Genomic DNA, 26,593 nt, shown 5'->3' on the forward strand with positions numbered 1-26,593 from the left:
CGTCGATCCAGGGGCCGGCGCTGAGCACGAGTGCTCCTCCCCCGGGTGCACCCCCGCCCGTGGACGCCCTGGGCAGGCCGGGCAGCACGCACGGCACGGCACGCCCGCCGGGACCGCCAGGGCCGCCGGCATCAGGAGCACCGGGAATGTCGGAGGGGCTGGGTACAACGGAGGAAACGCCGCGGAGATCAGGAGCGCCAGGGACGCTGGGGACGCTGGGGACGAGGTCGGCGCCGTTGAGGGAGCCGTCGACGGCCAGCGCCCGGGCGAGCCTTCCCGGGCCCCGGGCCAGCTCCGCCCGGCGCAGGTGCGTACGGCCGCGCACGGCGTCCGCCGCCCCCTCGACCACCTCACCCGCACGCAGCAGGACAGCGGCCGCCGCGCCGGGCGGCCCGCACACGATGTTCACGCACCAGTGCATCCCGTACACGAAGTAGACGTACAGGTGCCCGGGCGGCCCGAACATCACCGCGCACCGCGGGGTCGGGCCGCGGAACGCGTGCGAGGCGGGATCGTCCCGGCCGCCGTAGGCCTCGACCTCGGTCAGCCGGACGACGACCCCGCCTCGGCACAGCCGGACGCCCAGCAGGTCGCGGGCGACGTCCAGCGGCGGCCGCGCGTAGAAGCGCCGGTCCGCGACGCTCAGACGCCTCCCGCCCACTCGCGGTCCCCGCGCAGGCGTTCGGTGACCGCGGCCAGCTGCTCGCGCACCCGGGCCGGTGCCGTCCCGCCCGGGGCCGACCGGGCCTCCAGCGCGCCCTGGACGGACAGCACCGAGCGCACGCCCGGGGTCAGCCGGGGATTGATGGCCGCCAGCTGCTCGGCGCCGACATCCTCGAGGCCGACATCGTGCGCCACGCACCAGGCCACCAGCTGCCCGACCGCCTCGTGCGCCTCCCGGAAGGGCACCCCGCCGCGGACGAGGTGTTCGGCCACATCCGTGGCCAGCGCGAACCCGTCCGGGGCTGCCTCGGCGAGGCGCTGACGGCGCACCCGCATCGTGGCCACCGTCCCGGCGGTCGCCGGCAACACCAGCAGGAGGGTGTCGACCGCGTCGAACACCGGCTCCTTGTCCTCCTGCAGGTCGCGGTCGTAGGCCAGCGGGAGCCCCTTGAGCGTGGTGAGCAGCCCGGTGAGCGCCCCGATCAGACGGCCGGACTTGCCCCGAGCGAGCTCGGCGACGTCCGGGTTCTTCTTCTGCGGCATGAGCGAGCTGCCGGTGGCGAAGGCGTCGTCCAGTTCGACCCAGCCGAACTCGCGGCTGGTCCACAGGACGATCTCCTCGCCGAGCCGGGACAGGTGCACGCCGATCAGCGCGGCCGCGAACAGGAACTCCGCGGCGAAGTCACGGTCGGAGACGGCGTCGATGGAGTTCTCGAACGCCGAGTCGAAACCCAGTTCGACAGCGACGCCGTGCGGATCCAGCGGCAGCGAGGAGCCGGCCAACGCCCCCGCCCCGAGGCTGGACACGGCGGCGCGGCGGTCCCAGTCCCGCAGCCGGTCGACGTCCCGGGCGAACGCGTGGACGTGCGCCAGCAGCTGGTGGGCGAACGAGATCGGCTGGGCGTGCTGGAGGTGGGTCATCCCGGGGGCGGGGGTGTCCACGTGCGCCGCCGCCTGGTCGACGATGGCCTGCTGGAGCTCGATCAGGCGGGCGGCCACCTGGCGGGCATGATCCCGCAGGTACATCCGCAGGTCGGTGGCGACCTGGTCGTTGCGGCTGCGCCCGGCGCGCAGCTTGCCCCCCAGCGCGCCGAGGCGTTCGAGCAGCCCCCGCTCCAGCGCGGTGTGCACGTCCTCGTCGTCCACGGTCGGGCGGAAGCCGCCGGTACGCACCGCCTCCGACAGGTCGTCGAGCGCGGCCAGGATGGCGGCCAGCTCACCGTCGTCGAGCAGGCCGGCGCGGTGCAGCACCCGGGCGTGGGCGCCGGAGGCCCGCAGGTCGTAGGGGGCCAGCCGCCAGTCGAACTGGACGCTGACCGACAGGCGGGCCAGCGCCTGCGCCGGGCCGCCGGCGAAACGCCCACCCCACAACCTCGTCGGCGACGAGGACGGGGACCCGGATCCGGATGCCGACGAGGCGGGCCCTGCCGGCTCGGGCCCCGGCCGGGACACGGTCGGCTCGGTCGCCGGCTGGGACGCGCCTGGCTCGGGCACGGCCGGCTCGGAGGCCGTCGGTGGCTGGGATGCCGACACGCTCACCGCGACAGCCGCTGTTCCCGGGCGGCCCACACCTTGCTCGGCAGGCCCCACAGGTCGATGAAGCCGCGGGCGTCGCGCTGGTCGAACTGGTCGCCGGCGTCGTAGGTCGCCAGCGCGTGGTCGTACAGGCTCGCATCGCTGCGCCGTCCCACCACCTGGGCGACCCCGCCGGCGAGCCGGATCCGCACGTCGCCGCTGACCCGGACGCTGGCGTTGTCGACGAACGCGTCCAGCGCGGCCCGCAACGGCGAGTACCACAGGCCGTCGTAGACCAGCTCGGCCCAGCGCTGGTCCACCCCGCGCTTGAACCGGGCGAGGTCACGCTCGAGGGTGAGGTCCTCCAGGTCACGGTGGGCGGTCAGCAGGGTGATCGCCGCCGGGCACTCGTATATCTCCCGGCTCTTGATCCCCACCAGCCGGTCCTCGATCAGGTCGATCCGCCCGACGCCCTGCGCGCCCGCGCGGGTGTTCAGCTCCGCGACCAGCTCCGGCAGCGGCAGTGCGCGGCCGTCGAGGGAGACCGGGAGGCCATCGGCGAAACCGATCGTCACCTCGTCCGGGTCCCGCGCGAGCGTCGGGTCGGCGGTGTAGACGAAGACGTCCTCCGGCGGCTGTGCCCACGGATCCTCGAGCACGCCACACTCGGCGGTGCGTCCCCACAGGTTCTGGTCGATGGAGTAGGGGGAACGTGCCGTCACGTCGATGGGCAGGCCGCGTTCGTCGGCGAAGGCGATCGCCTTGTCCCGGGTCATCCCGGAGTCGCGTACCGGCGCCAGCACCTTCAGCTCCGGTGCCAGTGCCATCACGCCGACCTCGAAACGCACCTGGTCGTTGCCCTTGCCGGTGCAGCCGTGGGCGATGGCCCCGGCGCCGAAGGTGTGCGCCGCCTCCACCAGGTGGCGGACGATCACCGGCCGTGACAGCGACGAGATCAGCGGATAGCGGTCCATGTACAGGGCGTTCGCCCGGATGGCGGGGGCGACGAAGGAGCGGGCGAACTCCTCCCGCGCGTCGACCACGACCGACTCCACCGCCCCGCAGGTCAGGGCACGCTGCCGGATCGCCTCGAGATCCTCACCGCCCTGGCCGACGTCGACGGCCAGGGCCACGACCTCCGCACCGGTCTCGGCGCCGATCCACCCGATGGCCACGGACGTGTCCAGACCACCCGAATATGCCAGTACCACGCGGTCAGTCACCGCTGATCAACCTTTCCTCTCTGCGTTTTCCGTGTTCCCGGGGTGTGTTCCCGGGGTGTGCTCCCGGGGTGTGCTCCCGAGCGGTTGTGCAGTTGTGCCGCCAGGCGCCGGTGCGCCCGTCAGGCGTTGTGCCCAGCTCCGGCAGCTCCGGCAACGGCTGCCGCCGGGGCCGGTGTCGTCCGGGCCCGTAGCTGGAGCACCGGTGGGTGGTCCCCGTCCTGTTCCGGCCGGGAGAGCTCTTCGGTCGGGAAAGGTGGGTACGGAAACGGCTACCGCGACGACCGTCCGTCCCTCACTTTCATGATTTCACGCTTCGGCGAAGCTCGATCACGGGCCATTGATCGATTGTGGAACGCCTCCGAGCTGTCTGACCAACACCCCCGCCGGTCAGGCGGCTGAAGAACGGCCGGCCGTCGTGGCTGAGCGCGCCCGGCCAACCGGCCGGTCAGCCGCCCGGGGCGGAGCCGGGGCCGACCAGGCCGACGAAGGCGTCGCTGGTGCGGCCCTCAGCCAGGCCGAGCAGCCGGGCGGCCAGCTCGGGACCGGTGGGAACGGCACCGGCGGCAGGCGGGCCGCCGGCGGCCACCTGGGCTGACCGGCACACCACCAGCACCGTGTCGTCGCCGGCGATGGTGCCCATGACCTCCGGCAGCGACGCGCGGTCCAGGGCCGAGGCGAACAGCTGCGCGGCACCCGGCGGGGTCCGCAGGACCACCAGGTCGCCGTTGGCCTCGGCCGAGACCAGCAGCTCCTCGCAGAGCCGGCCCAGCGGCAGCCGCACCGACTCGGCCGGCGCCAGGTTGACGTCGACGGCGTAGACGAGCCCGCCCTGCGGGCTGCGCACCTTGGTCGCGCCGAGATCCTCCAGGTCGCGTGACAGCGTCGCCTGCGTGACCTGGACGCCTTCGGCCGCCAGCAGCCGGGCCAGCTCCATCTGCGAACGCACCGGCTGCCGGGCGATCAGGGCGGCGAGCCTGACCTGGCGGGCGTGCTTGGTCAGCGGCACGGCCGCGTGCCGCACCGCCGTGGGCGGCTGCGCCGCCACGATGCTCTCGGGCCCCCGCGCCCCGGCCGTCCGGGCTGCCGCGGTGGCTTCCGCCACCTGGATGGCGGCGGTGGCCCCGGCCACCTGGGCGGCGGTGGCCCCGGCCACCTGGGTGGTCGCGGTGGCATGACCCCGGCGGCCCGTCATGGCGTGCTCTGCCCGGTCAGCGCGGTGGGGAACGGGTGCGCCGCCGCGTCACCCGCCCGGCCGGCGGCCTGGTCGGGCTCGTCCAGCAGGGACGGATCCAGGAGGAAGGACAGGAGTGCCTTCTGCGCGTGCAGCCGGTTCTCGGCCTGGTCGAAGACGACCGAGCGGGGGCCGTCGATCACGGAACCGGCGATTTCCAGATCGCGGTGCGCCGGCAGGCAGTGCATGACGATCACGTCGTCATCGGCCGCCTCGACCGCCTTCTCGTCCAGCTGGTACGGCTGGAAGACCAGCGACCGGCTCTCGCCCTGGTCGTCCTGGCCCATCGACGCCCAGACATCGGTGTAGAGCACGTCCGCGCCGGCGGCGGCCACCAGCGGGTCGTGGGTCACCACGATCTCCCCGCCGGTGCTGGCGGCGATCTCGCTGGCCTGCCGGACCACCTGCTCGAACGGCTCGTACCCGGGTGGGGAGGCGACCCGCACCCGCATCCCGGCCAGTGCGCCGGCGAGGACCAGCGAGTGCGCGACGTTGTTCCCGTCCCCGAGATAGGCCAGGGTCAGGCCGGCCAGGGCGCCTTTCCGCTCCCGGATCGTCTGCAGGTCGGCGAGCGCCTGGCACGGGTGGGCATGGTCGGACAGCGCGTTGACCACCGGCACCGACGCGGCCGCGGCCAGCCGCTCCAGCCGCTCCTGCGCGAACGTCCGTATGACGATCATGTCGACGTACCGGCTGAAGACGGTGGCCGTGTCCTCGATGGACTCGCCCCGGCCGAGCTGGGTGCTCGCCGCGTCCACCACCACCGGGTGCCCACCGAGCTCGGCCACGGCGACGTCGAAGGACAGCCTGGTCCGGGTGGAGGGCTTCTCGAACAGCAGGACCACCGACCGGCCGGCGAGCGGCCCGGGCCCGCCGCTGCCCGAACGGTCGCCTGTGCGGCGGGCCGCCTTCAGCCGGTCCGCCGCGTCCAGGATGGCGGTCTGTTCGGCCGGTGTCAGGTCGGTGTCGAGGAGGAAGTGCCGGATCGTCATGAGACGGCGTCCAGGGCGGACATGGCGGGGAGCGCCGGCGGGCGCGGGGCCGTATCCCCGGCATGCCGCTTCGCGACACGCCGGGTTCCCGCGCGCGGGACGCTGTCGGGGTGCACCGTCATGCGCTGACCTTAGAACGTCCGCTGGTGGACCGTGACGGCCCGGCGGCCGCACCGCCACCGGTGCCGTCCGCGCCGGCGGAGGTCACGGCCTGGTCGGCGATGGCCGGCAGCGCGGCGACGAACTCGTCGGCATCCGCGGCCGAGAGCACCAGCGGCGGGGCCAGCCGGACCGCGTCCGCGCTCACCGCGTTGACCAGGAAGCCCGCCTGCCGGGCCGCGGTCTCGAAGGCGGCGGCGAACGGCGCGTCGAGCTCGATCGCCAGCCACAGCCCACGGCCGCGGACCCCGGTCACGCCCGCGGCGCCGGCGCCGCGGATCCCGTCGGCGAGCCGGCCCCCCACCCGCACCGCGTTGTCGATCAGACCGTCCCGCTCGATGGTGTCCAGCACGGCGAGCGCGGCGGCGCAGACGACCGGCCCCCCGCCGAAGGTGCTGCCGTGCTCACCGGGACGCAGCAGCTTCCCCGCCGGGCCGAAGCCGACGCAGGCCCCGATCGGCAGGCCGCCCCCGAGCCCCTTGGCGAGGGTGACGACGTCCGGGACGACGCCCTCGACCTGGTGCAGGAACCAGGCGCCGGCCCGGCCGATACCGCTTTGCACCTCGTCCAGGACGAGCAGCGCGCCGGCGCGGTCGCAGATCTCGCGGGCCGCCTTCAGGTAGCCCGCCGGCGGCGCGACCACGCCGCCCTCACCCAGCGTCGGTTCCAAGAACACCGCGGCGGTGCGCTCGCCGACCGCGTCCGCCAGCGCCGCGGCGTCGCCGTAGGGGACGAAACGCGCGCCGGGCAGCAGCGGCTCGAACGGCGCCCGTTTGGACGGCTGGCCGGTAATCGACAGGGCGCCCAGGGTCCGCCCGTGGAACGAGCCCTCGGCCGCGACGATCTCTTCGCGGCCCGTCCGCCGGGAGATCTTGATGGCGGCCTCGTTGGCCTCCGCCCCGGAGTTGCAGAAGAACACCCGGCCGTCGGCGCCGCCGAGCAGCCCCAGCAGGCGCTCGGCCAGGACGATCTGCCGCTCGTTCACGTACAGGTTGGACACGTGGCCCAGGCGGCCGATCTGGTCGCGGACGGCCTCCTGCACGGCCGGGTGGCAGTGCCCGAGGACGCTCACGGCCACCCCGGCGATCAGGTCCAGGTACGCGCGCCCGTCGGCGTCCCACACCCTGGTCCCCGCCCCGCGCTCGAGCGCGATCGGCGGCCGGCCGTAGGCCGTCATGATCACAGCGTCCCGGCGGTTGAGCAGATCGTCGTTCACAGGGCTCCTCCCGTGGCGGGGTCTGTTCCTACGGCAGAGGTTTCTGTTCCTACGGCAGGGGTTGCTGTCCCCGCGGCAGGGGTTGGCATGCTCGGATCCGCGGCGCGGCGGGCGGGCGGCGCGGGAGCGGCCACCGCCGGGGCGGCGTCCGGTGTGATCAGGGTGCCGATGCCGTCGTCGGTGAAGACCTCCAGCAGGACGGCGTGCGCCACCCGGCCGTCGAGGACGTGCGCCTGCGGGACACCGCCGTGCACCGCCCGCAGGCACGCCTCCATCTTCGGGATCATGCCACTGGCCAGTGTGGGCAGCAGGTCCGCCAGCTCACCGGCGGTCAGCTCGCTGATCACCTCGTCACTGTGTGGCCAGTCCGCGTACAGCCCCTCAACGTCGGTGAGGATGACCAGCTTCGCCGCGCCGAGCGCGGCGGCGAGCGCCGCGGCGGCGGTGTCGGCGTTGACGTTGTACACCCCGCCGTCGATCCCGCGGGCCACCGTGGCGACCACCGGGACCTTGCCGGAGCCGAGCAGGGCGGTCACCGTCTCGGGGGCGACCTCGACAACGTCGCCGACCAGGCCGATGTCGATCTCCTCGCCGTCCACGACCGCCAGGCGCCGCCGGGCGGTGAACAGGTTGGCGTCCTCGCCGGAGAGGCCGACGGCGAACGGGCCGTGGTGGTTGACCAGCCCGACGACGTCCCGGTTGACCTGGCCGACCAGGACCATCCGGACGATCTCCATCGTCTCCGGGGTGGTCACCCGCAGCCCGCCGGCGAACACCGACTCGACTCCCAGCCGGTCGAGATGCGCGGTGATCTGCGGCCCGCCGCCGTGGACGACGACCACCCGCAGACCCGCGTAGCGCAGAAAGACCACGTCGGCGGCGAACGCCTCGCGCAGCGCCGGGTCCTTCATCGCGTGCCCGCCATATTTGATCACGATGGTGGCGCCGTGGAAGCGCGACAGCCAGGGCAGCGCCTCGATGAGCACCTGGGTCTTGGCCAGGGCGGCATGGCCCCGCGCGAGCGTCGCCGGCCGGCCCAGGGCGGGTACGGCGCTCACGTCGAGTACGCCGAGTTCTCGTAGACGTAACCGTCGGTGAGGTCGTTCGTCAGGACCGTCAGTTCGCTGCCGCCGGCGTGCAGGTCGATGCGGATGGCGACCTCCCGGCCGGTCAGGTCGACGAGCTCGCGCGGCTCGCCCGGGGCACCGTCGCGGCACACCCACACCCCGTTGATCGCGACGTCGACGGCGTCGGGCTCGAACGCGGCACGGGTGGTCCCCACCGCGGCGAGCACCCGGCCCCAGTTCGGGTCGTTGCCATAGAGCGCGCACTTGAGCAGGTTGCACCGCGCCACCGCCCGGCCGACCTCGAGGGCGTCGTCCTCACCGGCCGCGCCGGTGACGGTGACCGCGATCGTCTTGGTCGAGCCCTCGGCGTCGGCGACCAGCTGCCCGGCCAGGTCGGCGCAGGTGCCGGTCACCAGCCCGCCGAGCGTCCCGGCGTCGACACGCACCCCGGACGCGCCGCTGGCCAGCAGCAGCACGGTGTCGTTGGTGGACATGCAGCCGTCGGAGTCCACCCGCTCGAAGGTGGTGCGGCAGGCGTCCCGCAGCACCTGGTCGGCGGTCGGCGGGTCGACGACCGCGTCCGTGGTCACCACCACCAGCATCGTGGCGAGCGCCGGCGCGAGCATGGCGGCGCCCTTGGCCATCCCGCCTACCGTGACCCCCGCCGCCGCGCGCACCGCCTGCTTGCTGACGGTGTCGGTGGTGCGGATCGCCTCGGCGGCGGCGGCGCCACCGGTCGCCGCCGCCTCGGTGACCGCCTTGGCCACGCCGGGCAGCAGCAGGTCCATGGGCAGGCGTATCCCGATCAGCCCGGTCGAGCAGACGGCGACCTCACCGGCACCCAGCCCGAGCAGGGCCGCGGTGTGCTCGGCGGTGTGGTGGGTGTCGGCGAAGCCGGCCGGGCCCGTGCAGGCGTTGGCGCCGCCGGAGTTCAGCACGACCGCCCGCAGCCGGCCGTCCACGAGCACCTGCCGGGACCACCGCACCGGCGCGGCCTGCACCCGGTTGCGGGTGAACACGCCCGCGGCCGTGTCGAGGGGGCCGTCGTTGACGACGAGGGCGACGTCCGGACGGCCGGAGGGCTTGAGCCCGGCCGCCACGCCCGCGGCCCGGAAACCGGCCGGCGCCGTGACACTCACGATCCGATCCTCACGATCATGCCTCCTGCCCGCCGATGATTATGCGGTGCCGCTGGACGGCCGTGACTCGCCCGTGGACGACTGCCATCCGTTTTCGGCGAGCCGTCCGCTTCTGCGCTACCGCCTGCTTTCCCATGGCTGTCACCTGCCCGGCCGTCTCCTGCCCGCAGGCGGATTCCTGTTCCTGCCCACGGACGGATGCCCGCCCGCAGGCAGGTCTCCGCCCGTGGGTGAGCGTCGGCGGTGGGGCTGGTCACGGGGCCACCCCCTGTGCGGTCAGTCCCGTTGTCTCCGGCAGGCCGAGCATGAGGTTCGCGCACTGCAGTGCCTGGCCCGCGGCCCCCTTGCACAGGTTGTCGAGGGCGGCGACGACCACCGCCCGTCCCGCCTGCTCGTCCGCCATGACCTGCAGGTGGACGGCGTTGCCGCCGAGAGCCGCCGAGGTGTGGGGCCAGCGGCCCGGCGGCAGGACCCGCACGAACGGCTCGTCCGCGTAGGCCGCGAGCAGCGCGCCGCGCAGGGCGTCCGTGGTCACCTCGGCGCCTTTTCCGGTGCCTTCTCCGCGGAGGCGGGCGGTGCAGGTGGCGAGGATGCCGCGCGGCATGGGCGCGAGCACCGTGGTGAACGACATCGACACGGGCGTGTCGACCAGCCCGCCGAGGGCCTGGAGGATCTCCGGGCGGTGCTGGTGGCTGCCGACCTTGTAGGCGGTCAGGTCGCCCATGACCTCGCTGCCGAGCAGGTTCGCCTTGGGTGAGCGGCCGGCGCCCGAGGTGCCGCTGGCCGCCACGACGACGACGTCCTCGGTCTCGACCAGCCCCGCGGCCAGCAGCGGGGCGAGGGCGAGGGTGACCGCGGTCGGATAGCAGCCGGGGGCCGCCACCCGGTCACTGGTCCGGATCGCCTCCCGTGCCGCTGGCAGCTCCGGCATCCCGTATGTCCACGCGCCCGCGTGCTCGCCGCCGTAGGCCCGGCGCCAGGCCTCGGCGTCGACGAGCCGGTGGTCGGCACCCAGGTCGACGACGCGGGCGCCGGCCGGCAGCGTCGCCGCCACCGCGGCGGACGCGCCGTGCGGGAGCGCGAGAAAGACGATGTCGGCGTCGGCCCCGGCAAGGGCCGACGTGTCGACGAAGACCCGGCCCTCGAGGCCGGGCAGGTGCGGGTGGATCTCGGTGACGTCGCGCCCGGCCGACGAGCCCGCCGCCAGCGGGCCGATCTCGAGCTCCGGATGCCCGAGCAGCAGGCGCAGCAGCTCCCCGCCCGCGTACCCACTGGCCCCGGCCACCGCCGCTGTCATCCCCATGACTGAAAACTTATACATAGCATTTCATGAACATGCAATACCTTGCCGTGGGAAGTTGCGGCGCGGCGTTTCCTCAGCTCCTCCCGGCACCCGCCGGGCCGCCAGACCCCGCACCCCGTCGGGCGACGCCGGGTCGCCCGCCGGACCAGGACGGGCCCTGCGCCAGCCGCCCCGGGGCCCGAGCCCCGACACGACCACCAGGAGCGCGTCCGAGCAGACACACAACAACACAAACATGCTGGCGTGCGAACACGTAGCGACACACAATGACACGCAGCCATATGAACACTCGGAGTAATTTTCTTGCTACCCTCCGCGATGTTTGGGTGTAGATGACGACACCCACCGGTTCTGAGGAGCAGAGATGTCTCGTCGACGATGGCGGATCGGAATATGGGCGGCGGCAGTGACGGCCACAGTCGGGGCGGTGGCCCTGCCGGCGGCGGCTGTTGCCTCCCCGGGAGTGTCGGGCACGACCCCCGGCTGGGACATCCGGCTGCGTAGCGGCATAGTGCAGGCCTGGGGCCGCAATGACTTCGGGCAGCTGGGCAACGGCACCACCACCAACAGCCCGGTACCCGTCCAGGTCTCCGGCCTCACCGGCGTCACCGCCGTCGCGGGCGGAGGGAACAGCGGGTACGCGCTGCGCCGGAACGGCACCGTCTGGGCCTGGGGACTGAACAGCTCCGGGCAGCTGGGCAACGGCACCACCACCAACAGCCCGCTACCCGTCCAGGTCTCCGGCCTCACCGACGTCACCGCCATCACCGGCGGTGAGGCCACGGGGTACGCGCTGCGCCGGAACGGCACCGTCTGGGCCTGGGGACTGAACAGCTCCGGGCAGCTGGGCAACGGCACCACCACCAACAGCCCGCTACCCGTCCAGGTCTCCGGCCTCACCGACGTCACCGCCATCACCGCCGGCAACTTCACCGGGTACGCGCTGCGCCGGAACGGCACCGTCCGGGCCTGGGGCTACAACAACGAGGGCGAACTGGGTAACGGCACCTCCGGTCCCGGTACCAACAGCCCGGTACCCGTCCAGGTCTCCGGCCTCACCGGCGCCACCGCCATCGCCGGCGGCGGCTTCGCCGGGTACGCACTGCGGTTCGACGGCACCGTCCGGGCCTGGGGCTACAACGGCAACGGCGAACTGGGCAACGGCACCACCACCAACAGCCCGGTACCCGTCCAGGTCTCCGGCCTCACCGGCGCCACCGCCATCGCCGCCAGCGACCGCACCGGGTACGCACTGCGGTTCGACGGCACCGTCCAGGCCTGGGGTGGCAATGGCTTCGGGCAGCTGGGCAACGGCACCACCACCAACAGCCCGGTACCCGTCCAGGTCTCCGGCCTCACCGGCGTCACCGCCATCGCCGCCGGCGGCCTCACCGGGTACGCGCTGCGGTTCGACGGCACCGTCCGGGCCTGGGGACTGAACAACTTCGGCCAGCTGGGCAACGGCAGTGCGGCCTTCTACAGCCCGATACCCGTCCCGGTCTCCGGCCTCACCGGCGTCAGCGCCATCGCCGCCGGCGACTTCGCCGGGTATGCGGTGGTCGGCCGGTGGGACCGCTGACCGAACCGGATAATCAGATCACGGATACGGAGACACGAAACAGCTGACCGTCGGGGCGGCATGACACAGCCCCCACGTCCGTTGAGGCTGAGGCGACAACTTTGTCGCCTCAGCCTCTTTTTATCGCTTTATCGCTTTATCGCTTTATCGCTTCAGCCTCGACCGCACCCGGAAAGCCGGCGCCGGAGAGCAGATGCAAGACCGGGACCAGGTCCAGGTCCCCACGGCGTCGGAAGCCGGACACTCCTGACCCTGGCCGCGCCGGACGGTCGACGCTGTCAGATACCACCGGAGCAAACGGACAGCACCGGAACAGGCAGTCCGGGCCCGGCCACGGGCCTACACACAGGAGCGGGACGTTGAGAATCGGAGAGGAACGCGATATGGCGACAGCGACCGCCACATTCGCCACGCTCACCGCCGACCTCCCGGCCGGCAGGCGCGTAGTGGCACGGCGGGCAACGGCGCGGTACGCGACCACCGGGCGCGTGGCCCGGGTTCCGGCCGGACCGGTGGTCGCTGCTGGTTCGTCGTACCGGACGGGGCCACGGTGACGTTCTTCGGCGCCTACCTGGCGCTCCTGCTGATCCTGCTGATCCTGCTGATCGTCATCATCGGTGCACGGGTCGTCCTGTCGCGTTCCCATGACGTACCGCCCGTGGACCCGCGCAGCCTCCCCCTCGACGATCTCGGCTTCCTCGCCGGCGGGGCGAGGCGGGCGGTCGAGGCGGCGGTCGTCGCCCTGCATGACGAGGGCCGGGTCGCCCCGGGCAGCCGGCGCTCCGTACTCGTCGCGGCCGGCCCTCCACCGGAGGGCGGGCATCCCATCACTCGTACGGTGTATGACGTCATCGCCACGGCGGGTGAGATGCGGCTCGCCCACGTCCAGCGGGCCGTCGCGGGCAGCCCGGCCGCACAGGCCACCCGCGCCGGATTACAGGCGGCACGCCTGGTGCCGTCCGCGGAACAGGCCCGCAGGCTCCGACGGTTACGCCGAACTTTTCTGATCATGGTGGTCCTGGGTGTGGCCGGCATCCCGTTCGCCGTCGTGGCCGGTGACCTCGGTGCCTTCTTCTACCTGCCGGCGGCGTTCATGATGTCCATGGCCGCCATCGCGGTGACGATCGTCCCGCGGACCACGCACGCCGGGCGCCGGCTCCTGCGGGACGCCCGTACGCTCGCGCGGAGTCTGGGCCTGGGCGGAATTCCCGGGCAGCGTGGGGTCGCCGTGGCGCTGTTCGGCCCGGTCGTGCTGTGGCGGACCGACCCCCTGCTCGCCCGGCAGCTCGGCCTGCCGTTCGTCGCCACCTCCTCCGGGAGTTCGCACAGCTCCTCCTCGGACGGCGGGTCCTCCTCGGACAGTGGGTCGTCGTGTGGCGGTAGCTCCTCCTGCGGTGGTGGCGGTAGCGGATGCGGCGGCGGAGGGGGATGCGGTGGCGGCGGCAGCGGGTGTGGCGGCGGCGGAGGATGCGGTGGCGGCGGATGCGGCGGATGATCATTTCTGGACGGGCCAGCGGCACGTTGCCGCGAGGGCTGGGGATCGGCTGGCGGCCGGAACTCGCCGCGTTCATCACCGAACGGAAGGATCTGGGGTTCGTCGAAGTAATAGCCGAGACCCTGCACACCCACGGCCCACTGCCAGCCGGCCTCGACGAGCTGGTCGAACGTGGCATGCCGGTGGTGCCGCACGGCGTCGGCCTCGGGCTCGGCGGCACCGAACCGCTCCAGCCGGCACGAGTGGCGCACCTGGCCGCCGTCGCCGAACGGGTGCGAGCACCCCTGGTGAGCGAACATGTCGCCTTCGTACGGGCCGGCGGCCTCGAAGCCGGCCACCTGCTGCCGGTCCCACGCACCCGCGAGGCCATGGACGTGCTGGCCGCGAACGTGCGGGCGCTGTCCGCCGAGCTTGCGGTACCACTCGCTCTGGAGCATCCGGCCGCTCTGCTGCGCTGGCCCGAGGCGGACTTCGACGAGGCCGGCTTCCTCACCGAGCTGGCCGAGCGCACCGGCGCGCTGCTCCTGCTCGACCTCGCCAACCTGCGCGCCGACCAGATCAACCACGGGGTCGACCCACACCGCTTCCTTGACGCGCTGCCGTGGGAGCGCGTCGCCTACATCCATGTGGCCGGTGGGACGGTACGCGGCGGGCTCTACCACGACACCCACACCCACCCCGTCACCCGTGAGGTCCTCGACCTGATACATGCGGTAGCCGACCGCTGGGCAGACCGGAACCCACCCCCGCCGGACCCGGCCCGGAACCCGGAGCTGGGACCACAGTCGCAGCCACAGCCGCAGAAAACGAACGAGCACCATGTTGATCATTCGGGATATTCCGGATGCTCCGACCGGCACAACCGTTCCAGCCACGCGGCCACGGGCTTCGGCAGAATACCGGCGATCATGCTTGAACGCGACGGCCGCTACCCGTCCGTGTGGGAGCTCACCGGCGAGCTGAACACCATTGCCGCCGCGGCCGGCCACAATTCCGGACCGAACGCAAATACCAGCCCAAGCAGAAACACCAGGCCGGCCAGAAATGTCAGCCTGGTCGGCAATACCAGACCAGCCGGAAACAGCAGACCGGACGGCGGGACAGAACCGGGCAGGAATACCCGCACAGGTGGCAGCCCCAGCCCAGACGGCATCGATGCCAGGCCAGACAGCGGTGCCGAGCGGGACGGTGATACCCGGGACGGTGGTACTGCGGGTGGGCTGCGGCAGACACAGGGCGAGCTCGTCCGTGCGCTGGTTGGCGGTGGGCCGGCCCCCGCCGGATTCGGCCACGGGCGGGTCGCGTCGACCAGGGCCGCGCTGCTGCGCAAACGCGCGGACGCGGCCGCCCGGGCCTGGCCGGCGCTGTCCTGCCTGCCCGACTTCCGCGTCAGGTTCGCCGCGTTCGCGGACGGCCGCCCACCCGCCGGGGCGTACGCCGACGGGGTGGCCTTCGCCCGCGCTGTCCGGAGTGATCTCGACCGCGAGGCGCGGGCCGAGCAGCTGCTGGCAGCGCTGGCACGCCGACGGCTGGCAGTCGCCATGGACCGGCGCGGCAGCGGGCGTCCGCTCGTCGCGGTACGAGTGCCGTTCGTAGGAACCCGTGTCCTCGGCCTCGACCGCGAGGACGACTGACACCGCGGCGGCCGACACCGCGAAGACGGCCAGCACGGTGAGGGCTGCTGACCCGGCGAGGGCCCCGGCCCCGGTCGAAACGTCGAACCGGGGCCGGCCAGCTCAGGGTCGGGATCTGCCGGAACCAGGCCGGTCGAAACCAGGTCAGGTGCGTAGGACGGCGCCGGTCAGCCGGGTGGCCTCGGCGATCGCCACGTCCCGCGCCGCGTTGGCCTCCTGGGCGGTCAGCGTCCGGTCCACCGCCCGCAGCCGCAGGCCGAACGCGAGTGACCGCTTCCCCTCACCTATCTGGGATCCCTCGTAGACGTCGAAGAGGGTCAGCGCTTCCAGCAGGTCACCGGCGCCACGGCGCAACGCCTCGGTGACGCGCGCCACCGGCACGCCGGCCTCGACGACCAGCGCGATGTCACGGTCGGCCGGCGGGTAGGTGGACACTGCCGGGGCGGTGACCGGCGGGCGCGCCAACGCGATCTCGATCACCGTGTCGAGATCGAGCTCCATGGCGCAGGCCCGGGCCGGCAGCCCGTACGCCGCGATCACGCGCGGGTGCAGTTCCCCGGCGTACCCGACCACCTGGCCGTCCGCCGACAGGCGCGCGCACCGGCCCGGATGCCACGGGGTCAGCGCGTCCGCCGTCACGGTCAGGTCCACACCGGTGGCCGCCGCGACGGTGTGCGCCGCGTCGATGGCGTCCTGCCAGGTCGCCGGCTGTCCCGGGCCCCACCAGCCGGCCGGCTCGCGACGGCCGGTCAGGACGACGGCCACCAGCCTGGGCTGTTCGGGCAGGACAGCGTTGAGCGCGGCGATCTCGGCGTCGTCGGGCCGGCGGTCGACCGCCGGAGTCGGCGGGGTGGCGGCCGTGGCCGTGGCGCGGAAGACCAGGCCGGTCTCGAACAGGGCCAGGTCGGCCTGCCCCCGGCCGATGTTGCGGATGGCCGCGGCGAACAGCCCCGGCAGCAGGGTGGTGCGCAGGTTGGCGGCGTCCTCGGCGATCGGGTTGGCGATCCGGACCACCGCCGCCCGGGTGTCGTCGCTGGTGAGCCCGAGCCGGTCCGGGGTGTCGTCCCCGACGAACGGGACGGTCAGGACCTCCACGTAGCCCTGGTGGGCGAGGGCGGTACCGACCGCCCGGCGTATCCGCTGGCCCCGGGTGAGGCCGCGGCCCGCGGGCAGCCGCGGGAGGGTCACCGGGATCGTGTCGTACCCCTCCAGGCGGATGACCTCCTCGACCAGGTCGGCGGGCCGGGTCAGGTCGGGACGCCAGGACGGCGGGACGACCAGCAACGCGCCGTCACCGACACTGTCGCCGTCGGCCCCGGCGGGGGCAACGGCGTCGGCAATGGCCTCGGTGCCATCGCCGACACCATCACCGGTGCCGGCACCGGTGATGGTGTCGGCGACCGCGCAGCCGACCTCGGCCAGCCGCCGACGGACGATCTCCGCCGGATAGGGACGCCCACCCAGACGGGCCGTCTCGGCCAACGGGAAGGTGATGGGACGCGGCGCCGGACGGTGATCGATGTCGGTCACCCCGGCCTCGGCGGTGGCGCCGGCGAGCTCGGTGAGCAGGCGCAGAGCGGCGTGGGCCGCCGCCGGCGCGAGCGCCGGGTCGACGCCGCGCTCGAACCGGCGGGACGCCTCGGACCCGAGCTGGTGGCGCCGGGCCGTGCGGGCCACCGCGACCGGGTCGAAGTGGGCCGCCTCGATGAGGATCTCGGTGGTGTCGGCGGAGATCTCGGTGGAGGCACCGCCCATGACCCCGGCGAGCGCCACCGGCCCGGAGCCGTCGGCGATGACCAGGTCCTCCGGGTCGAGTTCACGCTTGACGCCGTCGAGGGTGACCAGCCGCTCCCCCTCGCGGGCGCGGCGCACCACGATCGGCCCGGACAGTTTCGCCCGGTCGAAGGCGTGCAGCGGCTGCCCCAGTCCCAGCATGATCAGGTTCGTGACGTCGACCGGTACCGAGATGGGCCGCATGCCCGACAGGGCGAGCCGCCGGGCCAGCCGCAACGGTGTCACCGCGTCCGGCCGGACCCCGGTGACGACCCGGGCGACATAGCGGCTGCAGGCGGCGGTGTCCTCCACCACGACCGGATACCCTGCCGCGTCCTGTCCAGCTCCGGTCTGTCCAGCTCCGGCCTGTCCGGACGCGGTTTGGCCGGACGCGGTTTGCTCCGGCACCGCGCGCTCGCGATCATCGCCGCGGCCCGCGGGCACGGGCACAGAGGCAGCCTCGGCGGGGTCGTCGAAGGGCAGCCCGAACGCGGCCGCCGCCTCCCGGGCGATCCCGCGCACGGACAGGCCGTAGCCGCGGTCCGGGGTGACGGCGATGTCCAGCACGTCGTCGGCGAGGTCCAGCAGCTCGGCGACGTCGGTCCCCACCGGGGTGTCGGGCGGCAGGACGAGGATCCCGCCATGGTCGTCGCCGATGCCCAGCTCGCTGGCCGAGCAGATCATCCCCTCGCTGAGCTGTCCGTAGGTCCTGCGGGCGGTGATGGTGAAACCACCGGGCAGCACCGCGCCGGGCAGGGCGACAGCCACCCGGTCACCGACGGCGAAGTTGAACGCGCCGCAGATCACCCCTCGGGTGGCGGCCTCAGCCACCCGGACCTGCACCCAGCGCACATCCTTCTTCTTCGTCCGGACGATTTCGATCGAGACCACCTCGCCGACGACGACGCCGGCAAGGTCATGCCCGACCGGCTCGACGGCCTCCACCTCGAAACCGGCCCGGATGAGCGCGTCGGCTACCGCCTTCGCCGGCGGCAGGGCCGGGACGGCCTCCCGCAGCCACGACATCACGATCTTCATGGTCAGTTCCCCGTCCCGAACGAGAGGCCGAAGCGGACGTCCCCGTCGACGAAGTCCCGGATCTCGTGGACGTCGTGGCGGATCATCGCGGCGCGTTCCAGGCCCATCCCGAACGCGAACCCGCTGTAGCGGGCCGGGTCGACCCCGCAGGCGACCAGCACGTTCGGGTCGACCATCCCGCAGCCCCCGACCTCGATCCAGCCCTCGTCCGAGCACACCCGGCACGGCTGGCGGGCCGGCTCGCCCCGGCAGGCGAAGCAGGCGACGTCGAGCTCGGCCGACGGCTCGGTGAACGGGAAGTAGGACGGCCGCAGCCGGGTGGCCAGCCCCGAGCCGAACAGCGCCTGGGCGAAGACCTCCAGCGTCCCGCGCAGGTCGGCCATGGTGATGCCCTCGTCCACCGCCAGGCCCTCGAGCTGGCCGAACACCGGCGAATGCGTGGCGTCGACCGCGTCGTTACGGTACGTCCGCCCCGGGCAGACCACGTACACCGGCAGCGGACGGGACAGCAGGGTGCGGATCTGCACCGGTGAGGTGTGCGTGCGCAGCAGCAGCCCGCTGCCCACCGGGTCGACGTAGAGGGTGTCGTGCGAGCTGCGGGCCGGATGGTCCGGGCCGAGGTTCAGCGCCTCGAAGTTGAACCAGTCGTGCTCGGCTTCCGGCCCCTCGGCCACCTCGTAGCCCATCGCCACGAACACGTCCACCAGATGGTCGGACAGGGCGGACAGCGGATGGCGGGCCCCGAGCGGCCGGCGGGTGCCGGGCAGGGTGACGTCGACGCGCTCCTCGACGAGGACGCGGGCGTCCCGCTCGGCGGTCAGCTCGGCCAGCCGGGCCTCGTAGGCCGCGCGGATCGCCGCGGTGGCGGCGTTGTGCCGGCGGCCGGCCTCGGCCCGTTCGGGCGGGGGCAGTGCGCCGAGCGCGCGGCGGGCGAGCGCCAGGGGTGCGCCCCGGCCGTCGAGGTGCAGGGTCCGCAGCGCGGCGAGCTCGTCGAGGTCGCCCGCGGTGGCGATCGCGGCGGACGCCTGGAGGCGCACCTGCTCGAGGCGGTCGGGGCCGAGCGCGCCGGGATCCACCGACGCCGGGTCGCCACGCTGCGAGCTGGGACGCTGCGAGCCGGGACGTGGATCGGGACGGTCCGGCTCCGTACGCTCCGAGGCAGCACGGTCCGGAACAGCGCTGTTCGAGGCAGCACTGCCTGGTTCGGGACGGTCCGCGCTCGGACGTACCGGACCGGCGTGCTCCGGACCGGTACGTCTGGAGCTGGGGTCGCCGCCGGCGCTCGCTGCCGAGGGGTCGGGCACGTCCGACCGGTGCGGGTCGGCGCTCTGTGTGGACGGGGGCACGCTGGTCATCCTCGTTGATGGTGTTGCTCGTCGATGGCGGTTGTCCGCCGGCGGTGTGTTCTGCGTCTGTGTCTATGTCAGGTGTGTCTATGTCAGGTGTGCCTGTGTCACGTATGTCCGTGTCACGTCTGTTGTGTCCGGGTCCGGGGCTGCCGGTGGTGCCGGTTGGGGCCCGCACCGGTTCCCCGCCACGGTATGGGAAGTCCGCACGCGGCGGGCAGGCCGCCAGCCTGATCCAGGTTTGATCCAAGCTGGTCGTCAGGCCGATGCCCCCTGGCCGGGTGGGCTCGGCACGGCCGGGGCCCCGGCCGGGGCGCCCGCCGGGTGGTTACCGCTCCTCGCGTCGGGTCGGACGACCGTCCGCCCGTATCGGGCCGTCCCCGCCGCCGGGTCTGGCAACGGACCGGACGGGCCGGCGGGCGGGCGGGGACGGTCAGGCGAAGACCGGTGCCCCGGCGGGCACCACGAATCGGAACTCCGCGCCGCCGCCGGGCGCCCGGCCGACCGTGATGCTCCCGCCGTGGGCCTCGATGAGCGCCCGGGCGATGTAGAGCCCGAGGCCGGTGCCGTTCCCGCGGGTGGCCCCGCGCCAGAACTTCGTGAAGACCCGGGAGGCGCTCGCCTCGGGCACGCCCTCGCCCTCGTCGGCCACGCTGACCTCGGCGCCGCCCGGGGTGCCGCGCATGACGATGGTGACGGTGCCGGCGCCGTGCCGCAGGGCGTTGTCCACCAGGTTGTGCAGCACCTGCTCGATCTTGTCGGAGTCGAGCCACATCTCGGGCAGCTCGCCCTCGGTGCGGACCACGAACCGGTCGTGGGTGGCCTCACCCGCCGCGATCTTGCCGTCGACGACCCGGCGCAGGGTCTGCCCGAGGTCCACGATCTGCTTGCGCATCTGGATCCGGCCGGAGTCGATCCGCGAGACGTCGAGCACCTCCGCGAGCAGCCGGGTCACCCGGTCCGCGTCGGTGTTGACGGTGTTGAGCATCAGCTTCTTCTGTTCTTCGGTGAAACGGTCCCACTTCGCCAGCAGGGTGGCGGTGAAGCCCTTGACGCTCGTCAGCGGCGAGCGCAGCTCGTGGGCGACGGTCGAGACCAGGTCGGCGCGGTTGCGTTCCATCCGCTCCCGGCTGGCCGTGTCCCGCAGGGACAGCGAGACGTGCGCCAGCTGCCCGTCCACCCGGACGTAACGAACAGTGACGTTGAGGTCGCGTTCGTCACCCGGGCGGGCCAGGGTGAGACGGCGTTCGGGCTGGCCGGTCACCCTCGGCAGGCCGCGGGTGACCCGCGAGCACTCCCACCAGTCGTTGCCCCGCTCGTCCAGCAGCGGCAGGACGTCGATGAGATGCCGGCCCGGGGCCACGGTCGCGGGCACACCGGTGATCCTGGCGGCGGCCGCGTTGAACACCTCGATCCGGCCCTCGCGGTCCAGGATCACGATTCCGTCCGGCAGGTCGTCCCAGTTCATCGGCAGCGTGGGTGGTGGCTGGGCGGTGGCGGCCTCGCGGCGGCCCACCCCGTCCGCCCGCGGGCCGGGGGCGGACAGCGCATCCCCGTCGACCTCTGGCCTGCGGGCCTGGTCGGGAGCCGACGTGACCGTGTGCGTCACAGCCGTTCACCTCCCCCGACGCCTGCCGCGCCGGATCCGAGCCTCGCCTGTGCGCGCGCTGACGCGTACAGGCAGATCGCCGTGGCCACCGCAAGATTCAGCGACTCGGCCTGACCGTACACCGGTACTCGAAGTACCGCGTCCGCGGACACTACGGTAGCGCGCGGCAAACCTCGTGCCTCGTTACCGAACAGCCATCCGGTGGGTGTGTCCAGCTCCCCCGCGTCCTGCGCGGTGTCGATGTCCCGCGGGGCGGAGGGAGTGGTCGCCACGATACGGCAACCACGTGCCCTGACCTGCCCGATGGCCTCGGCCACGCCGATGTCGGTGACGACCGGCAGGTGGAAGACGCTGCCCGCGGACGCGCGGACCGCCTTCCCGCCGAACGGGTCCACCGACGAGCCGGCGAAGACCACCGCGTCCGCGCCGGCGGCGTCCGCCGACCGCACGATCGTCCCCGCGTTGCCCGGGTCCTGGGTGTCGACGCAGATCGCCACGAGCCGGGGCGCGGCGAGGTCGGCGATGCGGTGGCGCGGCTGCTCGGCCAGGGCGACCACCCCCTGCGGGGTCACGGTCTCCGACAGGGACGCCACCGCCTCGTCCGAGACGACCCGCACCGGTACGCTCGCCGCGCCGACGAGCTCCCCGTAGCGGCCGGCCGCGGACGAGCCGACGAATATCTCCCGCAGCGCCCCGACGGCGAGCCCGGCGGCGACCGCCTGCGGTCCTTCGACCAGGAACTCTCCCCGGGCACGCCGGACCGCCGGACGGCGCAGGCGCCGCGCGGCGAGCACCCGCGCCGAACGCGGGCCAGCGGGCGGGTCCGAAGCCACCGAGGGACGCGGAACCGAGGGGCGCGGGAGAAAGCTGTCCGGCAGCCCCCTCAGGCCGCCTGGGGCTGCTGCGGGGCCGCCGACAGGGCGGCTCGCGCCACTTCGACCAGCGCGGTGAACGCCGCCGGGTCCGTCACCGCGAGGTCGGAGAGGATCTTGCGGTCCACCTCCACGCCGGCCAGGCGCAGCCCCTGGACGAACCGGTTGTAGGTCAGCCCGTTCTGCCGCGCCGCGGCGTTGATCCGAGTGATCCACAACTGGCGGAAGTCGCCCTTGCGGGCCCGCCGGTCGCGGTAGGAGTAGGTCATCGAGTGCAGGACCTGCTCCTTGGCCTTGCGGTACAGCCGGGAGCGCTGGCCCCGGTACCCGCTGGCCTGCTCCAGGACCGTCCGGCGCTTCTTCTGGGCGTTGACCGCCCGCTTGACCCTTGCCATGAGCTGGAGAACTCTCTTTCGGTCGTGGCTGTCAACACCGCAATCACGCAACACCGCATTACGCAACACCGCACGGCACCGCGTCGCGCGACAACCGGTCGCGCGGCACCGCGTCACACGGCACCTTGTCGCCCGGTGCCAGGTCACGCTGTGCCCGGTCGCGCGACGCCGCGTCGCACGGCACCGGCTGGCGCGGCTCCCGGTCGGTGGGAGCGGCCGGCCAGCGGCCGGAGACAGCATGAGCGTATTCTTCGCGCCGCCGGGGGCCCGTAGCACCTCCCCCGAAAGGGATCAGTACCTCGGACGCCTCGGCATCACCCCGAACGAGGTAAGCCGGCGGCTTACGCGTCAGGGGCCGCCGGGGGCCGGCGAGGTCAGCGTGTCAGCAGCTTCTTGATGCGTCCCTCGTCCGCCGGGCTGAGCGTCACCTCGTTGTACAGCCGCCTGGTGCGCCGGCTGGACTTGTGCTCCAGCAGATGGTTGCGGTTCGCCCGGCGGCGCACCACCTTGCCGGAACCGGTGATCCGGAACCGCTTGGCCGCACCGGTGTGGGTCTTCGTCTTGGGCATCTGAGAAGTCCTGTAATCGAGCGGTGATTGATCTCTGACTGATCTGTGACTGAGCGCGCTGGACAGTCGGGTCGTCGGCGGTCGGGCGTCGGTCGTCAGGCCCGGGCGGCCGGCTCTGGCACGCGCTGGGGCCGGGAGCCCTTGTGCGGAGCCATCACCATGGTCATGTTCCGGCCGTCCTGCTTGGGCTGGGCCTCGACATAGCCGAGATCCGCGACGTCCGTGGACAGCCGCTGCAACAGCCGGATGCCCAGCTCGGGCCGGGACTGCTCACGGCCACGGAACATGATCGTTATCTTGACCTTGTCCCCGGCCCGCAGGAACCGCACCACGTGGCCCTTCTTGGTCTCGTAGTCGTGCGGATCAATCTTCGGCCGGAGCTTCATCTCCTTGATGACCGTCTGGACCTGGTTCTTCCGAGCCTCGCGACGCTTCTGGTCGGACTCGTACTTGAACTTCCCGTAGTCCATGAGTTTGCAGACCGGCGGCCGGGCCGTCGGCGCGACCTCGACGAGGTCAAGATCGGCCTCCTGGGCGAGCCGCATCGCCTCGGCGATGGCGACAATGCCGATCTGTTCGCCTTCGGGGCCGACGAGGCGCACCTCGGGCACCCTGATCCGGTCGTTGATGCGGGACTCTACGCTGATGTGGTTCCCTCCGTGACTCGACGCGCGGGCACGACCTGCCGCTGCGGAGCCCTGCGCCCGGATGACCCGGACACCCGACCGACACGCCGTCATACAACGGCTCGGCCGACCGGCGACCCGGCCGTTGTACCGGCAACAGCATCCTGCGCCGGCAACGACATCGGGTGGGAGGCAAGCCTCCGCTTGGCCTTGTCACAGGACCGGGCCGTTGTCGGGCCCCGGTCCGGATAACAAGCGGTCGACCGACAGCGTAGCAGAACGAGCCGGATACCACGATCACCTGACCATGGGACGCCAGCCCCACCGGCCGGGCCCGTCGTCACACGAGCGTGAACCCTGTCACACGCGCACCGGCCCACCGCCACCGGCCGGGCGCCGCCCGCCGGCGCGCCCCACACGCCCCCCGATGCTCCCCGCACTCCCCTCGACGCACTCCACACGCGGTCCGCGGTACGCCCTCACATGGCCGCGAGCTGGTGCAGCAGGTCGCCGTCGATGGTGGCCATGACCGGGCCGGCGATGTCGAGCACGATGGCGCGGTGGCCCGCCCGTACCGCCTCCGCGCCGAGCAGCCGCCCCGGGACGGGCACCGGCCGGGCCGCCCGCCGCCACCGGGCCAGGGCGTCGACGCCGCTGAAGGCCGGGATCGCGGTCGCGCCGGACGGCACCCGCAACGTCACCAGGACCATCTCGGAGGTCTTCTCCGCCCCGGTGCCGCCGTCGGCCTCCACCAGGCGCGCCTCGATCGCGACGAAGACCCGCGCACCGGCCAGCGCCGCCGCCACCGCCGGTTCGTCCCCGCCGGCGAGAGCGGCCCGCAGCGCCTCGTCGGCACCGCCCTGGTCACCCTGGCCGGAGGGGGTCAGCAGCTCCCGCTTCACCGCTCGACCTTACGCATCCTCACGCATCCCCGCCCGCTCCGGGCGCGCGTCTCCCGCGCACACCCTCGGCGCATACGCACCGACACGTTCCGGACGCCACGACTCGATGCGCCACCTGCTCGCTCCTCCCCGCCGTCCTGTTGCCGCCACGGCCCGCAGGCGCCGGTGCGCGGTCACCGCGGGCGGCCTCCGGCCCCCCGGGGAAGATCAACCGGCCACGGGGTCCACCGCGGCGGCGAGCTCGCCGAAGGCGGCCCGGGTACGGCGCCGCAGGTCGGACCAGGCCGCCGCCCGGCCATCGGTCAGCACGGGGTCGAACGGGACGACGACGATGGTGTGGGCACGCTCCGCCAGCCGCGCCAGCCGGCGGCGCGCGCGGCCGGGCCACCGCGTCGGGACGGTCTCCACCACCGCGATCGTCACGGAGCCGGCCAGCTCGCCCCGGCCGGTGCCGGCGAGCGCGTCCAGCGCGCCGTCCACCGCCGACAGCGCCACCGTGCTGGCACGCACGGTCAGCACCAGGGTGTCGGCCCGGGCCAGCAGCGCCGCCGGCAGCGGACGGCTCCAGCCCGGCGGGCTGTCGAGCAGCGCCACCTCGTACCACTCCCCGACGGCGTCGAGTGCCCGGCCGACCTCCTCGACCCGGCCGGCATCCTCGGCGGGGCGCCCGCCGGCGTCCACGCCCGCCGCTCCCAGCATGACGTCGAGGCCCGCCCGCGCCGGCCCCGCCAGGCCCACCGGCCCTCCCGCGCCCGGCGGGCCCGCCGACACCACCAGGCCCGCCAGCCCTCTCACACCCGGCGGCCGCGCCGACACCAGCGGGCCCGCCGGGCCCGTCCCGCCCGTCGCACCGGCGCCGGCGGCGAACCGGCGGATTTCGGGTAACTCGGGCAACTCGGGTGACGGCGGCGGCAGCCCGCTCGCCGCGCGGGCGGTCTCCCCTGGCCCAGGCGCTGGGCCCGCTCCCCGGCCGGCCAGTGGGCCCAGCCGGGCGGCGAGCGTCCCGGGCTGGTCGGCGGACACGTCCACCGCGATGATCCGGTCACGGCGGGACGCCGCGAGCGCCATCGCGATGCCAGCCGTCACCGTCGTACGTCCGCAACCGCCCTCGAGCCCGCCGACGTGCACCCACCGGCACCGGGTCTCGACCGTGTCGGGACCAGCATGCCCGGCGGCCAGGCGCCCCGCCGCGGTGGCCCGCAGCCGCGGCAGGCCCGCGGCGACCGGGCCGGCGCCAGCCGCCCGGAACTCGCCCACGTCCGGCGTCCAGCCCGGCCCGTCCGACACCCGCGCCGGTGGACGGCCGGCGGTGGCGGCCGGCGCTTCGAGCCCTCCCCGACCCCCTGAGCCCCCCGTGCCCGGTCGGATCCCGGCTCCGCCGGCTCCGACGGCTGTCCTCCCCTGGGCTTCGGATCCGTCCTGGCCGGCATCGCTGGCGCCGGCCGCGATGACGCCGGCACCAGCGATGCCGGACCTGACGACAACGGCCCCGATGTCACCGGCAGCCCTGGCGCCACCGCCCCCGGGGACAGCGGCACCAGCTACGGGGACGTCGGATGCAGTGGCTTCGAATGCAGAGGCCTCGAATGCAAAGGCCTCGGACGCAGAGGCTTCGGATATGGGAGCTTCGGACACAGGAGCTCTGGCAACGCCGGAGTCCGGGGCGGCGGCGCCGGGGACGCCGGAGCCGGTGATGCCAGATCCGGTGCGGCCGGCCCCGGTAACGCCGGAGCCGACAAGACGGCCTTCAGCTCCGCCGGCCTCGCTGGCCCCGGGCGAGGTGGCCTCGACTCCGCCGGCTCCGCTACCGCCGGCTCCGACGCCGGCTGGTCCGCTCCCGACACTGCCCCATCCGGTGCGGACGCCTTCAGCAGCACCAGGCTCGGGGGCGTCGGCTTCGGGGATGCCGAGGCCAGCCACGCCGGATCTCGTGGCACCAGGACCGAGAACGCCCGGCTCAGGAGCTCCAGCCCCGGAAAAGCCCGGCCCGGGGACGCGGGTGCCAGCGCCGCCGGCCGCGAGGTCACCGGCTGCGGAGCCAGCGAGTCCAGGAGCGCCGGGGCCAGGAGCGCCGGGGCCGGAAATGCCAGGACCGGGGATGCCGGGGCCGGTGTGGTTCCGCTCGCCGCCGTGGGCGGCCGGCCGGGTCTCGCCGCGGGTGGGATGCGGCTGCGTCCGCCTGCCGATGCCGGCCCGCGTCCCTCCAGGCCGCGGGGGGCCGCCGTCCCCACGGCCGCCGCCGGGCCG

20 protein-coding genes and 1 pseudogene are annotated in these 26,593 nt (G+C 73.7%); 3 read left to right on the forward strand and 18 right to left on the reverse strand.

The annotated features are described in order from the left end of the window. The 9 genes from NBW84_RS08385 to argC form a co-directional block, all read right to left on the reverse strand. On the reverse strand, positions 1-661 hold a 661-nt coding region (locus tag NBW84_RS08385), incomplete at its 3' end, for a DNA-3-methyladenine glycosylase (RefSeq protein ID WP_250283336.1). Next, positions 643-2,034 (reverse strand): argininosuccinate lyase, encoded by a 1,392-nt coding sequence (argH, locus tag NBW84_RS08390; protein ID WP_250283367.1) that lies wholly within the window; start codon positions 2,032-2,034, stop codon positions 643-645. The genes NBW84_RS08385 and argH, both read right to left, overlap by 19 nt. A gap of 164 nt (positions 2,035-2,198) precedes the next feature. Then, the gene (locus tag NBW84_RS08395; protein WP_250283337.1) at positions 2,199-3,401 is read right to left on the reverse strand and encodes an argininosuccinate synthase; all 1,203 of its coding nucleotides are present in this window, start codon (positions 3,399-3,401) and stop codon (positions 2,199-2,201) included. Positions 3,402-3,846: 445 nt separating this feature from the next. Continuing rightward, complete coding sequence (gene argR, locus NBW84_RS08400; RefSeq protein ID WP_250283369.1) at positions 3,847-4,422, reverse strand: arginine repressor; 576 nt, start codon at positions 4,420-4,422, stop codon at positions 3,847-3,849. A 167-nt stretch (positions 4,423-4,589) separates the two neighbouring features. Continuing rightward, positions 4,590-5,624: an ornithine carbamoyltransferase gene (gene argF, locus NBW84_RS08405; protein WP_250283339.1), complete on the reverse strand. Its 1,035-nt coding sequence runs from the start codon at positions 5,622-5,624 to the stop codon at positions 4,590-4,592. Positions 5,625-5,742: 118 nt separating this feature from the next. After that, a complete protein-coding gene (locus NBW84_RS08410) occupies positions 5,743-6,999 on the reverse strand; it encodes an acetylornithine transaminase (protein ID WP_250283340.1) in 1,257 nt (418 codons plus the stop codon). Continuing rightward, positions 6,996-8,057, reverse strand: a complete 1,062-nt coding sequence (argB, locus tag NBW84_RS08415; RefSeq protein ID WP_250283342.1) for an acetylglutamate kinase — start codon at positions 8,055-8,057, stop codon at positions 6,996-6,998. Before argB ends, NBW84_RS08410 begins: the two co-directional genes overlap by 4 nt. Then, positions 8,054-9,205 carry a bifunctional glutamate N-acetyltransferase/amino-acid acetyltransferase ArgJ gene (gene argJ, locus NBW84_RS08420; protein WP_250283344.1) on the reverse strand — a complete coding sequence of 384 codons (1,152 nt, stop codon included), beginning with the start codon at positions 9,203-9,205 and terminating at the stop codon, positions 8,054-8,056. Before argJ ends, argB begins: the two co-directional genes overlap by 4 nt. Before the next feature lie 253 nt (positions 9,206-9,458). Continuing rightward, positions 9,459-10,508, reverse strand: coding sequence for an N-acetyl-gamma-glutamyl-phosphate reductase (argC, locus tag NBW84_RS08425; RefSeq protein ID WP_250283371.1), 1,050 nt, complete (start codon positions 10,506-10,508; stop codon positions 9,459-9,461). A 406-nt stretch (positions 10,509-10,914) separates the two neighbouring features. Between argC and NBW84_RS08430 the strand changes: the two genes are divergently transcribed. The 3 genes and pseudogenes from NBW84_RS08430 to NBW84_RS24160 form a co-directional block, all read left to right on the forward strand. Continuing rightward, the gene (locus tag NBW84_RS08430; protein WP_445548478.1) at positions 10,915-12,087 is read left to right on the forward strand and encodes an RCC1-like domain-containing protein; all 1,173 of its coding nucleotides are present in this window, start codon (positions 10,915-10,917) and stop codon (positions 12,085-12,087) included. Between the two features lie 550 nt (positions 12,088-12,637). Continuing rightward, the gene (locus NBW84_RS08435) at positions 12,638-13,582 is read left to right on the forward strand and encodes a TIGR04222 domain-containing membrane protein (RefSeq protein WP_250283348.1); all 945 of its coding nucleotides are present in this window, start codon (positions 12,638-12,640) and stop codon (positions 13,580-13,582) included. Further along, positions 13,579-14,328 (forward strand): annotated as a pseudogene (locus NBW84_RS24160) (DUF692 domain-containing protein); the annotation flags it as partial. The gene NBW84_RS08435 and the pseudogene NBW84_RS24160, both read left to right, overlap by 4 nt. Before the next feature lie 1,032 nt (positions 14,329-15,360). Here NBW84_RS24160 and NBW84_RS08445 read toward each other — a convergent pair. The 9 genes from NBW84_RS08445 to NBW84_RS08485 all read right to left on the reverse strand — a co-directional run bounded on the left by NBW84_RS08445 (position 15,361) and on the right by NBW84_RS08485 (position 25,603). Next, the gene (locus tag NBW84_RS08445; RefSeq protein ID WP_250283353.1) at positions 15,361-18,027 is read right to left on the reverse strand and encodes a phenylalanine--tRNA ligase subunit beta; all 2,667 of its coding nucleotides are present in this window, start codon (positions 18,025-18,027) and stop codon (positions 15,361-15,363) included. A 2-nt stretch (positions 18,028-18,029) separates the two neighbouring features. After that, positions 18,030-19,103: a phenylalanine--tRNA ligase subunit alpha gene (pheS, locus tag NBW84_RS08450; protein ID WP_250283373.1), complete on the reverse strand. Its 1,074-nt coding sequence runs from the start codon at positions 19,101-19,103 to the stop codon at positions 18,030-18,032. A gap of 703 nt (positions 19,104-19,806) precedes the next feature. Further along, positions 19,807-20,982 (reverse strand): ATP-binding protein, encoded by a 1,176-nt coding sequence (locus NBW84_RS08455; RefSeq protein WP_445548479.1) that lies wholly within the window; start codon positions 20,980-20,982, stop codon positions 19,807-19,809. Beyond that, positions 20,979-21,815 (reverse strand): TrmH family RNA methyltransferase, encoded by an 837-nt coding sequence (locus NBW84_RS08460; RefSeq protein WP_250283355.1) that lies wholly within the window; start codon positions 21,813-21,815, stop codon positions 20,979-20,981. The genes NBW84_RS08455 and NBW84_RS08460 overlap by 4 nt, the downstream gene beginning before the upstream one ends. 50 nt (positions 21,816-21,865) lie before the next feature. Beyond that, entirely contained in the window at positions 21,866-22,249 is a 384-nt protein-coding gene (rplT, locus tag NBW84_RS08465) for a 50S ribosomal protein L20 (protein WP_250283357.1), read from the reverse strand. Positions 22,250-22,623: 374 nt separating this feature from the next. Continuing rightward, complete coding sequence (gene rpmI / locus NBW84_RS08470) at positions 22,624-22,818, reverse strand: 50S ribosomal protein L35 (protein WP_250283359.1); 195 nt, start codon at positions 22,816-22,818, stop codon at positions 22,624-22,626. A gap of 95 nt (positions 22,819-22,913) precedes the next feature. Further along, positions 22,914-23,429, reverse strand: a complete 516-nt coding sequence (infC, locus tag NBW84_RS08475; RefSeq protein ID WP_250283361.1) for a translation initiation factor IF-3 — start codon at positions 23,427-23,429, stop codon at positions 22,914-22,916. A 494-nt stretch (positions 23,430-23,923) separates the two neighbouring features. Further along, positions 23,924-24,346, reverse strand: coding sequence for an SseB family protein (locus tag NBW84_RS08480; RefSeq protein WP_250283363.1), 423 nt, complete (start codon positions 24,344-24,346; stop codon positions 23,924-23,926). 207 nt (positions 24,347-24,553) lie between these two features. Beyond that, complete coding sequence (locus NBW84_RS08485) at positions 24,554-25,603, reverse strand: MinD/ParA family ATP-binding protein (RefSeq protein ID WP_250283364.1); 1,050 nt, start codon at positions 25,601-25,603, stop codon at positions 24,554-24,556. Positions 25,604-26,593 lie beyond the last annotated feature (990 nt).

Origin of the sequence: Protofrankia sp. CiP1_Cm_nod2 (assembly GCF_920664355.1) — a bacterium.
Classification (GTDB): Bacteria; Actinomycetota; Actinomycetes; order Frankiales; family Frankiaceae; genus Protofrankia.

What these genes read in the sequence shown, in the direction of transcription:
- argF (WP_250283339.1), bottom strand. Translation starts at nt 5,624, where the DNA reads ATGACGATCCGGCACTTCCTCCTCGACACCGACCTGACACCGGCCGAA.
- argC (WP_250283371.1), bottom strand. Translation starts at nt 10,508, where the DNA reads ATGGGGATGACAGCGGCGGTGGCCGGGGCCAGTGGGTACGCGGGCGGG.
- NBW84_RS08445 (WP_250283353.1), bottom strand. Translation starts at nt 18,027, where the DNA reads ATGAAGATCGTGATGTCGTGGCTGCGGGAGGCCGTCCCGGCCCTGCCG.
- rplT (WP_250283357.1), bottom strand. Translation starts at nt 22,249, where the DNA reads ATGGCAAGGGTCAAGCGGGCGGTCAACGCCCAGAAGAAGCGCCGGACG.
- rpmI (WP_250283359.1), bottom strand. Translation starts at nt 22,818, where the DNA reads ATGCCCAAGACGAAGACCCACACCGGTGCGGCCAAGCGGTTCCGGATC.